The organism is Advenella sp. S44 (genome assembly GCF_002810445.1).
Classification (GTDB): domain Bacteria; phylum Pseudomonadota; class Gammaproteobacteria; order Burkholderiales; family Burkholderiaceae_B; genus Advenella.
In genome coordinates this window covers 1-14305 of record NZ_NEXS01000005.1, presented here as the reverse complement: position 1 = coordinate 14305, position 14305 = coordinate 1, and the positions used below count along the sequence as shown (strand labels likewise).

The window sequence follows — 14305 nt, the reverse complement described above, 5'->3', positions numbered from 1 at the left end:
AGATCCCAGGAATTTCAATGCAACAGCAGCGTTCATACTCGGAGGGCTTCGCCCTGCACGGCAAAGTGGTATTTATCAGTGGCTCTACACGAGGTCTGGGCCTAGCGATGGCTTGTGCTATGGCCCGCAGCGGCGCGCTGGTGTACATCAATGGTCGCACATCGCAATCGGTGCAACAGGCTTGCGCAAGCCTGGGCGAGCAGGGCGCAAATGTGCAAGGCCTGGTCGGCGATATGTCGGTCGTGCAGGATATCGATCGCTGCATGGCGCGCCTGGCCGAAAATCATGGTCGTTGCGATGTACTCGTCAACAACATGGGTATCCGGATTCGCCAGCCGCTTGGCGCCTTCAATTTCGCGCAGATGCAGCAAATGCTGGAGGTCAATTTACTGGGGGCGATGTATTTGTCCCAGCAGGCAGCGGCGCTCATGCAAAAGCAGCGCTGGGGCAGACTCATCACGATCACGTCGGTGGCCGGACAGGTTGCGCGTCCCGGTGATGCCGTTTATCCGGTCGCCAAACAAGGACTGACGGGCATGATGCGGGCGCTGGCGGTGGAGTTTGCGGCAGACGGGATTACCAGCAACGCGATTGCACCCGGCACCTTTGCCACGGAAACGAATATGGCAATGGCTGGTTCGGCAGCAGGCGAAAAACTGGCCGCACGCAATCCGACCGGTCGCTGGGGTCAGCCCGACGAAATTGCCGGACTGGCCGTGTTCCTGGCGTCGGACCTGTCAGCCTATATCAACGGGCAGGTCATCGCTGTCGATGGCGGCCTGTCGGTTCTATTCTGATACTCAGTTGACTTTGAGTTCGAGCTTTTCGATCAATGGTTGCCAGCGCGCCTTCTCCTGATTCATATAATCGCGAAAAGCCTCGGGCGTGCTCGGTATCGGATCCATATACATGGCATTGAGCCGCTTGCCCACTTCTGGATCCTTAAGCGCGCTCAAGAGCGCGTCGGTCAACGTATTGCGGATAGCAATGGGCACCTGCGAAGAGATAACAAAACCGGACCAGGCTGCCCCTTCAATTCCCGGCGCGCCGGCTTCAGACACGGTTGGAATATCCGGCAGCGAGCTGTTGCGCTGCGCACTGGTCTGCGCCAGTGCCACCAGCCGTCCTTCCTTGACCAGTGGAAGAACAGCAATGGGTGCCAGTGCCGTAAACTGAGTATCGCCCGCAATCAGTGAATTGAGTGCTGCTGGCGACGAAGGGTAGGGCACGGCTGTCGCCTTGCCGTTGACCGCCTGCAGCATCAGCGCTATCGACAGATGAGAGCCGGTTCCGTTGCCCGAGGTCGCAAAATTGAGTTTGTCAGGTTCGGCCTGTATTTTGCTGATCAGTTCCTGCAGTGTGGTGATCCCGGACTTCTTGGTAACCACAATCACATTCGGTTGCGTGACTGCCATGGTCAGTGGCGCGAGATCTTTTTCCGGGTCGTAGGGCAGATTATCGTAAATGAACGGGTTGTTTACCAGCGGACCGGTAATGGAAATCCCGAAGGTGTAGCCGTCGGGCTTGGCCTTGGCGATCGCGTTGGTGCCGATATTGCCGCCGGCACCTGCCTTGTTTTCTATGACGATGGTCTGCCCCAGTTTTTTCTCGGCGCTGCCGGCAATAATGCGTGCGATCTGGTCGGGAGTCGAGCCGGGGCCGAATGGAACGATCAGTTTAAGTGGGTGTTCTGGCCATTTGCTCTCATCGGCGTGGGCCGGAGCAATGGCATAGGTCAGGGAACCGGCGGTCACAGCGGCAAGCGCCAGCGCAATCATTGTTTTTCTTTTGTTTTTTTGCATTTGCAAACTTATCCTTTGGAACAATTATTAACAGACGTTATGGCACAGAATCAGCGATCCGTGCCGGTCATGATTTTGAGAAAAATCTCGTAAGGCTGCATTTGATCGGGGCCGACATCGGCAGACACCGGTGTCTGCTGAATGCGGACATACTCTGCGTAAGGCAGGGTCGCCTTGAGCTTTTCAAAACGGCTTTCACACTCCGAGAACATATCAGTTTCGGCCGGATCGTCCATATAGTGGGTCGCATACGCGGCGGTCATGCAGGTGATAACCGCCCGCTCCTTATCAAACTGCGAATATTCGCCGGCCGTTTCATGCGGGCGCTTCATGCTGGTCCACAAATAGGCCATAGCGGTGAGCACGAACAATGCGGCAATTAGATATTTTAGTAGACGCATGCGATCACGGACGTCTTTCACAGGCCGATCTCCTCTTTTTTCAAACTGAAAAGAGTCGTCGCCAGTTTCTCGTATGCCGCTTTGGACTTCGGCGGCAGACTGTCAAAGACATCTTGCAGCGAGTATTTCATTCGGTATGCCCGCTGAAAACTGTCGTACACCTCGGTCTGCTGATCGCGCAGTGCTTGTGCAGAGGTGTCCTGCAGCAGGGTGCTGTAGGCCGCCAGGCATTCCTTTTGCACGCTGGCCAGTGCATGCTGGTCGGCGGATTCGGCGTCCGGCAATAAGGCTGCACGCGTCACACTGCAGTCGGACATCAGCGCCAGTCGTAGGCGTTCGTCGTCCTGCCGATCCGAGCAGGCGCTCAGCGATATAAGGATGGAAAGGATCACGGTCAATCTGATCATTGGACTGTAAATACGGTGTATTCCGGGGCTGCGTGGTTATCGATCTGCGAGGCGCGGTTGTCGTGCAACAGCAGATATCGCGGAAAGCGCCGTGCAATCGCAAAACGGGTAGAAACGAAAACTATACACGGATTTGCGATGCAATTGAGCTGAAATAAGTAAAATGTCCTTTCATGTACTCACAAACCCGTTTCCCTCCATGAGCGCTGCCCTGAGCCCGGCCGTCAGGCGCTATCTGGCGCTGCTTGCCTGCCTTGTCGCCACGATAAATGTGCCGCCATCGCATGCCCAATCCGATGAGGATCTGGACGCATCGGTCCAGGTCCCTGCCGTCGATTCCGATGTGAAGACGATACGCGGGCTGGCGGACGATCTGGCTGCGCCAAAAGGGTGCAGCGACAAGGGTTGTAGTGGGTCATTGAAGCTCGACTTGAAAATCATGGGCTTTTTGTCATCACCCCTTGAGAAAAGCTACGTTTCGTCCCGTTATGGTCTGCGCATGCACCCGGTTCATCAGCAACTTCGCTTTCATGCGGGGGTGGATCTGGTTGCGCCGATGGGCAGCGAGGTAAAGGCAACGCTGGGCGGCAAAGTTATATTTGCCGGTGTCAAGGGCGGCTATGGCAATACCGTGATCGTAGAGCATGGCTCTGGCTACGTTACGCTCTATGCCCATTTGCAGAAATTTGCGCCACGCCTGGCGGTCGGACGGGTTATCGATAAAGGCGAAACGATCGGCAATTTGGGTGACACCGGCCAGGTGACCGGTGCGCATTTGCATTATGAGATCCGCTATAACGACTACGCTATCAATCCGTTAACCGGTCGGGGTGCGGCCGGTATCGGTCGGATCGAACAAACCTCCGCTATAAAAGGCGCCCGCACCCAGCGTATGCGCTCTGGCCGGATCAGGACCATTATCCGTCACTGACCGGAGCGCCGCCATCGCACACGGCAAGCCGGCCAGGGCACCGACACTTACACCACCGTCAGCGTCACTTGCACATTGCCGCGCGTGGCGTTTGAATAGGGGCATACCTTATGCGCTTTGTTGACCAGGTCTTCAGCGACTGCGCGCTCCACGCCTGGCACAGAGATTTTGAGGTCGACCTCGATGCCGAAGCCGTCAGTGATGGGGCCGATTCCCACGCTGCCGTCAATATGGGTGTCGTCTGGCAGCTGGACTTTTTCACGCGAGGCGACCAGTTTGAGCGCGCCCAGAAAGCAGGCTGAATAGCCAGCGGCAAAAAGTTGTTCCGGATTGGTCCCGGCGCCGCCGGCACCCCCCAGCTCAGTCGGGGTCGTCAGTTTTACATCCAACACATTGTCCGAGGACACTGCACGTCCGTCGCGACCGCCGGTTGCGGTCGCATGTGCTACGTAAAGTACTTTTTCAAGCGCCATGTTTGACTCCTGTTTAGAAGACTACGTGAATAGGACTAACACCCCGTTTATAACATTCGGGCCCGCTCAAATGGCGCTTTGCCCATGTGAGGATGACGGATATCCATTGTGGTCCCTGACGTCGCTGGCCTGGCAACTGTGCTCAGCTGCGGTTTCTCTGTTCCTGCATTGCCTTGGTTGAGCTTTGGCTGGTGCCGCAATGGCGCTAAAAAGCTGGAGACCATCGACTCAAACACCTGCATCGAACGGACTTAAGTCACTGCGATGCTGGTGTTGCCGATGGTGCTGGCGTGGCGGAGGCTGCCGGCGTGTCCGCTTGCCAGCCACCACCCAGCGTTTTGAACAGGGCAAGGCGGTTCATCTGCTCGACCAACCGCAGCGTGATCATGTCCTGCTGAGCGGTATAGTATGCCCGCTGCGCGTCCAGCACTTCCAGGAACCCCGTGCCTCCGCCGCGCCTGAAAAGCGCGTTTGACAGTTCAAAACTGCGGTATGTGGATGCGACCAGTGATTGCTGCGACTGCAGACGCGTGGCAATGCCGGCGCGTACCGCAAGCGCATCGGCCACTTCCCGGAAAGCCGTCTGAATCGTCTTTTCATAGGTGGCAAGCAGAATATCTTTTTGCGCCTTTGTCATATCCAGACTCGCGCGATTGGCACCGCCGTCGAAAATAGGCAAGCGCAGTGCCGGTGCCACGCTCCAGGCGAGCGTCCCGCCACTGAACAGTCCGGACAGACTACTGCTGGCTGTGCCTGCAGACCCCAATAGCGAAATACTGGGGAAAAAAGCCGCTCTTGCTGCCCCGATATCGGCGTGAGCCGCGATCAAATCATGCTCGGCGGCCAGCACATCCGGTCGCTGCTGCAACACACTGGAAGGCAGACCGGCAGGAGGCAAGACTAGCCGCGTTGCGGCCCGACCCTGCAGTGCGAAATCGGTCGGTGGCAACAAGGTGGCCGGCACCGGAGCTCCAGCCAGCAGCGTAAGGGCGTTCATGTCCTGCGCCAGTTGGGTTTCGTATTCGGCCACCTTGACGCGCGCCGCGTCCACCGTGGATTGGGACTGGGCCAATGTGAGTCCGGATTGGGCACCCAGCTCGTAACTGCGGCGAATTAGGTCATGCGATTTCTGCTGGTTGAGCAGGGTACTGCGCGCCAGTTCAAGCTGCTGGCCGGTCGCTTCCAGCTGCAGCCAGGCGGCGGCAATTTCACTGACCAGACTGATCTGCGCACTGCGGCGGCTCTCCTGCGCAGCCAGGTACCGTTGTACTGCCGCAGCTTCAAGGTTACGAATTTTGCCGAAAAAATCAATCTCGTAGCTAGTCAGTCCCAGATCCACGTTATAGCGGGTCGACAAGGTGGTTTCCCCCGAATTGGCCACACTGGCCGGTGTCCGGCTGCGACTGGCGCTCGCATCGATTCCCACTGCCGGCAGGCGATCGGCGCTGGCGATGCCATACTGTGCGCGCGCCTGTTCAATGTTCAGCGTTGCGACACGTAAATCACGGTTGTTCTGTATACCAAGCCGAACGACATCGCGCAGACGGGGATCGGTAAAGAATGTGGCCCAGCCCAGATCAGCCGCCGCCGGTATCGATAGGCTCGTCTGAGCGGGAGGCTGGGGCCAGTTGCCGGCGACCGGCGCTGGTGGCTGCTGGTAATCGGGCGCAAGGTTCACACACGCCGTCAAGCTCAGCAATGGGATAAACAACGCCAGAGGTCTACGTATCAGTTGCTTGATCATTGTCATAGTGTCCTGTCAGACGAGCTATCCGTCGCCGGCGGGCCCGAATGATCCCCGTGCAGATGCTTTTTGCGCCTGAAACTGCGCACCAGCACAAAGAACAGCGGCACGAAAAACAGGCTTAACGCTGTACCCACAATCATCCCGCCCAGTACGGCGGTACCAATGGCGTGGCGGCCACCAGCGCCTGCACCCGTGCCAATGGCCAGCGGCAACACGCCAAAGCCAAAAGCCAACGAGGTCATTAAAATAGGACGAAGGCGTTGGCGTACTGCAATCAGCGTCGCTTGCAGCACAGACTCTCCGCGTTCCTGCAACTGCTTGGCAAACTCCACAATCAGGATCGCATTCTTGGACGTAAGTCCGACTGTCGTGAGCAAGCCGACCTGAAAGAACACATCGTTATGCAACTCGCGCAGGGCCGTAAACAAAAGCGCTCCCACAATACCCAGCGGCACAACCAGAATAATCGCAAACGGTACGGACCAGCTTTCATAGAGCGCGGCCAGACACAGAAAGACAAACAAAATAGACACGGCGTAGAGCAGGGGAGCCTGCGCGCCGGAAATCCGCTCCTGCAAAGACGCACCGGTCCATTCGAATCCAATACCGGCCGGCATTTTTTGCATTACGGCTTCGACCGCCTGCATTGCTGCCCCTGAACTGACGCCTGGCGCCGCATCGCCCTGAAATTCCAGGCTGGGGCTGCCGTTGTAGCGGCTAAGCTCGGGGGAGCCAAAGGTCCAGCCGGTGCTGGAGAAGGCGGGAAACGGGACCATCTGGCCCAGCGTGTTCCTGACATTCCATTGGTCAATATCGCTGGGCAGCATCCGGAACGGCGTATCGCCCTGTACATAAACCCGTTTGACACGGCCCCGATCCAGGAAATCATTGACGTAGGTGCCGCCCATCGCGGTCGACAAAGTACTGTCAATCGCATTTGTATCCAGACTGAATGCGCCGGCCTTGGCGTCGTCAATATCAATGGAAAATTCCGCGGTGTCTTGCGGCGCATCAATCCGCACGTTCATCAATTCCGGGCGTTCCCCCAGCATTTGCAAGGCATCGCGACTGGCCTGCACCAAGGCCTCGTGTCCCAGTCCGTTAACATCCTGCAGAAAAAAGTTAAAGCCCGAACTTGATCCCAGCCCGCGCACAATGGGTGGCAGTGTCGCAATAATTCGCGCATCGCGGATATGGGCCAGGTCCTGGGTCGCCTTTCTGGCGATCGCCGCGGAGGACTGTTCCGGTAATGGCCGCAGGCTCCAGTCATTGAGCATGACATAGGATCTGGCTGAACTCTGGTCGCCACTTCTGCCGGTAATGGTTGTAATGCTTCGCACATCAGGCTGCTTCAGAAAATACTGTTCAATCTGTCGCATGATCGGCTGTAGCCGGGCATCGGTTGCACCGGCAGGCAGAGTGACCTGCAAGCGCACTGCACCCTGGTCTTCTGGTGGCAGAAACGAGGTAGGCAGACGCAAAAAGAGAAATGCCATGACAATCGCAATTAATGCATAGACAATCAGTCCGCGCCGCGGCCGTTTAGCCACGCCAGCTACCGTATTCTGGTAGCGGTTTGCGGTCCGGTCAAAGCGACGGTTAAAACCAATGAAAAAGCGATCCAGGTATCCAAAGACGCCTTTGCGTGCGGCAGCGGGATCGATATGTTCGCCTTTTTTCACCGGCTTGAGCAGACTGGCGCAAAGGGCAGGGGTCAACGTGAGGGCGACCGTGACCGACAGCGCCATCGCTGAAACAATGGTAATGGAAAACTGCCGGTAAATAACGCCGGTGGATCCACCAAAAAATGCCATGGGAATGAACACGGCTGACAGCACAAGTGTAATCCCAATAAGTGCCGGCGTAATCTCACGCATGGACTTGCGCGTGGCTTCACGCGGCGACAGTCCCTGCTCGTGCATGACACGTTCGACATTCTCTACCACGACAATCGCATCATCAACCAGCAGGCCAATAGCCAGCACCATCCCAAAAAGCGTCAGCGTATTGATCGAAAAACCGGCAATAGACAGCACGCCAAAGACACCAAGCAACACGACAGGCACCGCAATGGCAGGAATCAGGGTCGCGCGAAAATTCTGCAGGAACAGGTAAATGACCAGCACCACCAATACCATGGCTTCAAGCAGCACCTTCACCACTTCGTCAATGGAAGCGCTGATGAATGGCGTCGAGTCTACGCCGATAAAGGTTTTCAGATTGTTCGGAAAGAACGGTTCCAACTCGGCCAGTTTGTCGCGCACCCGCTCGGCCACTTCGACCGCGTTGGCGCCGTCAGCCGTAATAATACCCATACCGGCGCCGGGCAGGCCGCCAAGGGCAGAGCGGATTGTCAGGTTCTCTGCCCCCAGTTCCACCCGGGCGACATCGCTAATGCGAATAATGGCACCATCGGGCGTGACGCGCAGGACAACATTGCGAAATTCTTCCTCGGTCTGCAACATGCTGCGTGCCGTGATCGTTGCGTTTAACTGCTGGCCGCTGACTGCAGGCAGCGAGCCGAGCTGGCCTGCAGATACCTGGACGTTCTGCTTTTCAATCGCCGCAGTCACATCAGAAGGCATCAGCTTATAACTGAGCAGTTTTTTGGGATCCAGCCAGATACGCATGGCATAGCCGGTCCCCAGTGTCTGCACTTCGCCCACGCCGTCGATCCGGCTGATGACGTCCACCAAATTGCTGGTAATGTAGTCGCCCACATCGACCGGTGAGGCGCTGCCATCATCCGAATAGAGCGAGACGACCATCAGGAACTCTTCACCCCCTTTGGTGACAGTCACACCCCGGCTTTGCACCTGCTGGGGCAGGCGCGACATGGCCTGCTGCAGGCGGTTCTGCACCTGCATCTGGGCCACGTCAATATTCGTGCCCGCATCAAAAGTCAGCGTAATTCGCGCACGGCCGGCCGCATTGCTGGTGCTGCGCATATACAGCAAATTGTCCAGTCCTTTCAATTGCTGTTCAATGACCTGGGTGACAGAATCTTCCACCGTCTTGGCTGAGGCGCCGGTATAGGTCGCCGTAATCGCCACGCGCGGCGGGGCAATGTCGGGATATTGCTCCAGCGGCAAGGTCTGGATGGAAGCCAGTCCCGCAAGCATGATCACGATGGAAAGGACCCATGCAAAAATTGGGCGGCTGATAAAAAACTGTGCCATAGCCCTTTCCTAGCCCGGTGTACGGGGAGCTTCAACTGCCCGCACCACACTACCGGGTCGCACATGCAAAGAGCCCGTGACGACGACACGTTCACCAGCTGCCAGGCCGTCAAGCACCTGCCAGTTGTCGCCGATGGCACGCCCGACCACCACGGCGCGTTCCTGCAATGTGTCGTCGGCGTCAACCACCAGGGCAACCGTGCTGGCATCGGGGCGGCGGGTGATTGCCTGCTGGGGAACCAGTATGGACTGCTCGCCCGTACTGTTTTGCAGCACTGCCCGTACATACATGCCCGGCATTAACACCCGATCCGGATTGGGCACTTGCGCCCGAAGGGTGATGGATCCGGTATCGGGATTGACCGTGACACCGCTGAAAGTGAGCCGTCCCGGGTGCGGATAGCGTTGGCCGTTTTCCAGTCTGAGCTCGATAACTGCATCGTTTTCCGATGCGGCCTGCAGTCGACCGGCTTCAATATCCGCCTTTAGCTGCAAGAGTTCGACAGAGGATTGCGAGACATGTACATACAACGGATCCAGTTGCTGCACAGTCGTCAGTTCAGTTGCCTGGTTGGCCGTCACCAGCGCCCCGGGCGTCACATTGGACAATTCTATCCACCCGTCAATGGGAGAAACAATCCGGGTATAGTCAAGATTGATTTTCGCACGCTGCTCCTGCGCCTTTGCCACGGCCAGATCGGCCGCCGCCTGTTGCGCTTCGGCCTGCGAGGTTTCATTTATTTGTGCACTGATCGCATCAATTTTTACCAGTTCACGATTACGCCTGGCCATCGTACGCGCATTCGCATACGTGGACTCCGCCTTTTTGACGTTAGCGCGTGCCACCGCGTACTCCGCTTCGTAAACGGCTGGATCAAGCTGATAGAGCACCTGTCCCGCCTTCACTTGCGAGCCTTCATTAAACAATTGCTTCTGAATAATGCCATTGACTTGCGGACGGATTTGCGCAATGACGGGCGCAACGGTGCGTCCCGGCAATTCGGTCGCAAAGGTGATGCGCTGTGATGTGAGCGTTGTGACGCCGACCTCGGGCGGCCCCTCGGCCTTCGGCGCCGGCGCGTTTGCCGCGTCATCGCGCGAGCAGCCGACAAGAATAATGGCAAGCAGAAGTAGCATCAGCAAGTTCAGCGCCAGGACCGGGGCATTTCGGCGCTGTGTATCCATTGTTGACATACTGACGGGTTTAATCATGGCATCGTGAAAAAAACGGAGCGGGGGATGGGAGGATCACAGTCCCCGTGGTGTGTGTCAGGTGTACCGGGCCACCGCTGCAGAACAGCACGCAGCGGTCTGAGCGACATTGGCCTCGTTCCCGACAGAACAGGCGAAACGCGAAAATAGTAGCATGTTTACACAGTATTTCAGTTGAAACTTTTGTATCACTGGATCAAATTGCGATTTATCCCGTAAAAATCGTAATTTGCGCGCGGCTTTTGCGCTTTTGGCAGATATTGTTTTTATGGCAAGGCACCCGTCGGATATTAAGCGAAGAGGGGGATCAAGCTGCAAGTGACGGCTGTCATCATGTGCGCATTCGGTCAGTCGTCAAAATCAGCATTCTTAGTTAGCGCTCTTAATTCGCGCCAGTACCTCGCGAAAGCGCGGGTGCCGACAGGCATTCAACCATTCGAACATGACCATTTCATGAGTCACGACAGTGGCCCCGGCCTGAGCCAGGCGGTCCATGGCAGCTACCATCTAGTTATTTGTCGCGCCCATTAATAGATAAGAATTTTCAATTTGTATAAATGGGTGTCCCTGACGGATAGTAAACACTCCTTCACGTGTACCGAATACGGTTGGCATTGTTAAATTCACCTTTAGGGGGTCAGAAATGCGTATTGCCGCTTTGTGTAAGTTTGTTGGAGTTCTAAGTCTATTTCTTTGTCTGATACTTTCCCCAGGCTTTAGTGCCGCAGCATCAGGATATCCACAGCGTCCAATCACAATGGTAATTCCCTGGTCGGTTGGCGGTTCAACAGATGTCCTTGGTCGTGTTCTGGCAGATAGCATGGCGAAGAATTTGGGGGTCTCGATGGTCGTAGAGAACAGGCCGGGCGCAACCGGTACCATCGGATATCGTAATGTAGCAAATGCAACACCCGATGGCTACACCATTCTTCTAGGCACTAACAGCACCTTCGCGATGGCGCCCCATTATTACAAAGACCTGCCCTTTGATCTAAATAGCGATTTTAGGCCTTTAGGCATGATTGGGGTCAACCCACAGATATTATGTGTGCATCCATCTGTTCCAGCACGCACTGTAGAGGAATTCATCGCATATTTAAAGAAAAATCCGGGAAAGCTGCCTTTCGCGTCGGCGGGGCACGGGGGGTCTAGTCATTTAGCGATGGAAATGTTTCTGGAAATGTCCGGCACCGAGATGTTGCATGTGCCATATCGCGGTGGCGCACCTGCGATGCAGGGTCTGCTGGCCAAGGATACACAAGCGGCGTTTGTCGATATTAGCATTGCCGAGCCATTGATTCGAAGTGGTGCGATTCGAGCTCTGGGTACCAGCGGTGGTACGCGAACGCCTTCCCTACCCGACGTCCCGACTATTGCTGAGACGGGTGTGCCTGGGTTTGAGTCGCTGACATCTTTTGGATTGTTTGCACCCGCTAAAGTGCCTGATCAAATTGTTGCGAAGCTCTATTCTGCATTGGCAGCAGCGTTGAAAGACCCCGTTGTCGTGAAGCGCTTAAGCACTTATGGATTTGAGCTCACAGGAGGAAAACCGTCGGAATACGCCGCATATGCGAAAGCCGAATATGATAAGTGGGGCAAAGTGATCAGCGAAAGGAACATTAGCCTAAAATGAAATCATCAAATTTTTCTATAATTCCGCCTGCCGCAGCTGAGTCACTACCTTCACAGACCCAAGAACAAAACCATTCTTTACTTTTTTCGCCGATTAAGCTTCGAGAGCTGACAAGTCGAAATAGGGTGGTCGTCTCGCCAATGTGTCAGTACGCCTCGGTGGATGGAATGCCGTCCGACTGGCACCTCGTGCACTTGGGTAAGTTTGCGACTGGGGGTGCGGGCATCGTTTTCTGTGAGGAAACTGCCGTGGAGGCTAGAGGCAGGAAGACATATGGCTGTGCCGGTATTTATACCGATGAGCACGTGCTTGCCTATCGACGCATTACCGATTTTATCCGTGCTTCAGGTGCAATTCCCGCTATCCAGTTGGGCCATGCAGGCCGGAAGGCGTCTTGTGGGCCGCCGTGGACAAACTTCCAGCCTCTTACCGAAGAGGATGCGAAAAATGGGATGCCACCGTGGCGAGGCATTTCAGCAAGCGCGATTGCTGCCAAACCCGGCGCACTCGTCCCCGAATCACTGGACGCAAGACAAATTGAACAGATAGTGCAGACGTGGCGTACTGCGGCATTACGAGCACTGGACGCCGGGTTTGATATCTGTGAAATTCATGGTGCACACGGCTACCTGATTCATCAGTTCCTTTCGCCGTTAGCGAATATCCGGACTGACGCCTGGGGTGGTGATATTCATCGCCGAATGCGTTTAGCGCTCGACATTTCAGAAACTATACGAGCCGTGTGGCCGCAAGATAAGCCGGTTTTCTTTCGAGTGTCGGCAGTAGACGGCGATGGCGGCGCCTGGAGTCTGGACGATACAGTCATACTATCTGCTTGTTTGCGTGAGCGGGGAATTGACGTAGTAACTTGCTCTTCGGGTGGAATCAATGGGCCTTTAAATATGGCTGTGGTACCTCGCACCCCCGGATATCAGGTTCCGTATGCTGCCCGGGTACGACGCGAAGCCGGTGTGCAAAGTTGCGCGGTGGGGCTGATTACAGATCCATTCCATGCTGAAGAAATTCTGCAGCAAGGAAACGCTGACCTGATCGCTCTAGCCCGAGAAATGTTGGTGGATCCAAATTGGCCGGTGCGGGCGGCACAAGCGTTAGGCGTATCGGACTATTTGGATCTGTTACCTAATGGCTATGCGTGGTGGTTGAAAAGGCGGGAACAAATCAGGGAGATTTCCCCTGATGTATCGAACAAGAATGTGAATATATAAAGATGCTTTCAATTCTAAACAAAGACCGTTCCTTGTGGCACGTCGCGGGCGCGAAGCGTTTCCAGGAGTGCTTCCAATAAGCGCTCGGCGCTCGGGGATATTGAGCGCAATTTTCGCGTGACCAGGCACAATTCGCGCTCAATAGGCGGGTTGTCGAGCTCTCTGAAGATGAACGAGTCAAGCTGATGACTGTACCGGGTAAGGGATGGGACAACAGAAAAACGGTTCCCCAGACTGAGCATCGAAAACAGTGAAGTAGAGCTTGACACTTCCTCAGAGCACGATGTCAGTCCAAACCGCTCCATCGTTTCGCGATGCATGCCACCGACCCGGGTATCGGATGCCAAACCTACCCAATCATCCTGATATTCAGAAATATCTGACCAATGCAATGGTTCCTTAAGCATGGCTAAGGGATGATTCGCGCTACAGACAACTCCATATCGGTCCTTTAGAAGCAAGGTATATTCCAGTTCGGAAAAGTTCGACAGTTGGCTGCATATTCCGAACTCAACCTCACCCTCGCGGACACGGCGCTCTATTTCGGCTGAACCAGCATCGCGGATCGATAGTGTGACATTGGGATAGGCGGCTCTGAATTGCGGTAATGATGGAATAAGGAGCCAAGCCACCACCGACGGAGATGCCGCGATTCGCAGATGTCCTTCATTACTTTCCGCCAGCGACTGGAGGTCGCCCAGCATGGTGTCAAAGTCTCCAAGCAATCGTTCTGCCTGCTCTCGAAAACGTGCCGCAGCAGGAGTAGGCGTGACGCTTCGTGTAGTTCGATCAAACAGCTTTACACCGACCTCGTCTTCAAGCTGTTGGACAGTGGTGGTAAGGGTCGATTGTGTCAAATATAAACTTTCTGCCGCACGGGTAAAGGAGCCCGTTTCCGCAACAGCGACAAAACTACGCAAATGACGAAGAGTGACGTTTCGCAGACGTCGAAGTGTAACTCTCTGGTTCATTACGGAGCACTCCGGAAATGTAGTCATGTCCTAATATATATTCATGACATCCATTAATCAATCTTTATTTTTCATTTGTTAAGATTAACGAATTGTAACTATCCCCTAAAATAATACAGCTGAAGCGTAGAATTTTTCTTACACTAAGAAAAAAGGATTTTTACGATGAGCAAACGGATGACAGAAAGCCAAATTGTGGCGATGTTGAAAGAAGCGGAAGCTGGGATACCGATTAAAGAGCTGTGCCGCAAGCATCATGTAGGTAACTCCACATTTTATAAATGGCGAGCCAAATATGGCGGCATGGAGCTCTCCGACGTAAA

Annotated in this window: 14 protein-coding genes; 5 read left to right on the top strand and 9 right to left on the bottom strand. The window is 55.3% G+C overall.

Translation table 11 applies throughout. The annotated features are described in order from the left end of the window. Positions 1 to 17 precede the first annotated feature (17 nt). The gene (locus CAP48_RS11685; RefSeq protein WP_100696912.1) at positions 18 to 797 is read left to right on the top strand and encodes an SDR family oxidoreductase; all 780 of its coding nucleotides are present in this window, start codon (positions 18 to 20) and stop codon (positions 795 to 797) included. 3 nt (positions 798 to 800) lie between these two features. On the opposite strand, the gene CAP48_RS11680 is transcribed toward CAP48_RS11685, so the two are convergent. The 3 genes from CAP48_RS11680 to CAP48_RS11670 are packed head-to-tail and all read right to left on the bottom strand — an operon-like array spanning position 801 to position 2610. After that, the gene (locus CAP48_RS11680; protein WP_100696910.1) at positions 801 to 1802 is read right to left on the bottom strand and encodes a tripartite tricarboxylate transporter substrate binding protein; all 1002 of its coding nucleotides are present in this window, start codon (positions 1800 to 1802) and stop codon (positions 801 to 803) included. Positions 1803 to 1852: 50 nt separating this feature from the next. Continuing rightward, a complete protein-coding gene (locus CAP48_RS11675; protein ID WP_100696908.1) occupies positions 1853 to 2224 on the bottom strand; it encodes a hypothetical protein in 372 nt (123 codons plus the stop codon). Further along, entirely contained in the window at positions 2221 to 2610 is a 390-nt protein-coding gene (locus CAP48_RS11670; protein ID WP_100696906.1) for a hypothetical protein, read from the bottom strand. Before CAP48_RS11670 ends, CAP48_RS11675 begins: the two co-directional genes overlap by 4 nt. Before the next feature lie 163 nt (positions 2611 to 2773). Between CAP48_RS11670 and CAP48_RS11665 the strand changes: the two genes are divergently transcribed. Continuing rightward, positions 2774 to 3541 (top strand): M23 family metallopeptidase, encoded by a 768-nt coding sequence (locus CAP48_RS11665; RefSeq protein ID WP_100696904.1) that lies wholly within the window; start codon positions 2774 to 2776, stop codon positions 3539 to 3541. A gap of 47 nt (positions 3542 to 3588) precedes the next feature. On the opposite strand, the gene CAP48_RS11660 is transcribed toward CAP48_RS11665, so the two are convergent. From CAP48_RS11660 to CAP48_RS20465, 5 genes are all read right to left on the bottom strand, one after another. Beyond that, positions 3589 to 4014 (bottom strand): organic hydroperoxide resistance protein, encoded by a 426-nt coding sequence (locus CAP48_RS11660; protein WP_100696902.1) that lies wholly within the window; start codon positions 4012 to 4014, stop codon positions 3589 to 3591. A 256-nt stretch (positions 4015 to 4270) separates the two neighbouring features. Continuing rightward, positions 4271 to 5758 (bottom strand): efflux transporter outer membrane subunit, encoded by a 1488-nt coding sequence (locus tag CAP48_RS11655; protein WP_192871327.1) that lies wholly within the window; start codon positions 5756 to 5758, stop codon positions 4271 to 4273. Between the two features lie 2 nt (positions 5759 to 5760). Continuing rightward, entirely contained in the window at positions 5761 to 8940 is a 3180-nt protein-coding gene (locus CAP48_RS11650; protein WP_100696898.1) for an efflux RND transporter permease subunit, read from the bottom strand. Positions 8941 to 8949: 9 nt separating this feature from the next. Then, positions 8950 to 10125, bottom strand: a complete 1176-nt coding sequence (locus CAP48_RS11645; protein WP_242444467.1) for an efflux RND transporter periplasmic adaptor subunit — start codon at positions 10123 to 10125, stop codon at positions 8950 to 8952. Between the two features lie 396 nt (positions 10126 to 10521). Further along, positions 10522 to 10647 carry a hypothetical protein gene (locus tag CAP48_RS20465; protein WP_369806352.1) on the bottom strand — a complete coding sequence of 42 codons (126 nt, stop codon included), beginning with the start codon at positions 10645 to 10647 and terminating at the stop codon, positions 10522 to 10524. 148 nt (positions 10648 to 10795) lie between these two features. On the opposite strand from CAP48_RS20465, the gene CAP48_RS11640 reads away from it, so the two are divergent. Both CAP48_RS11640 and CAP48_RS11635 read left to right on the top strand, forming a co-directional pair. After that, positions 10796 to 11785 (top strand): tripartite tricarboxylate transporter substrate binding protein, encoded by a 990-nt coding sequence (locus tag CAP48_RS11640; RefSeq protein WP_100696896.1) that lies wholly within the window; start codon positions 10796 to 10798, stop codon positions 11783 to 11785. After that, positions 11782 to 13011 (top strand): NADH:flavin oxidoreductase/NADH oxidase, encoded by a 1230-nt coding sequence (locus tag CAP48_RS11635; protein ID WP_100696894.1) that lies wholly within the window; start codon positions 11782 to 11784, stop codon positions 13009 to 13011. Before CAP48_RS11640 ends, CAP48_RS11635 begins: the two co-directional genes overlap by 4 nt. A 14-nt stretch (positions 13012 to 13025) precedes the next feature. Here CAP48_RS11635 and CAP48_RS11630 read toward each other — a convergent pair whose 3' ends face one another. Further along, positions 13026 to 13982 (bottom strand): LysR family transcriptional regulator, encoded by a 957-nt coding sequence (locus CAP48_RS11630; RefSeq protein ID WP_161495243.1) that lies wholly within the window; start codon positions 13980 to 13982, stop codon positions 13026 to 13028. Positions 13983 to 14147: 165 nt separating this feature from the next. On the opposite strand from CAP48_RS11630, the gene CAP48_RS11625 reads away from it, so the two are divergent. Next, on the top strand, positions 14148 to 14305 hold a 158-nt coding region (locus CAP48_RS11625; RefSeq protein WP_153045688.1), incomplete at its 3' end, for a transposase.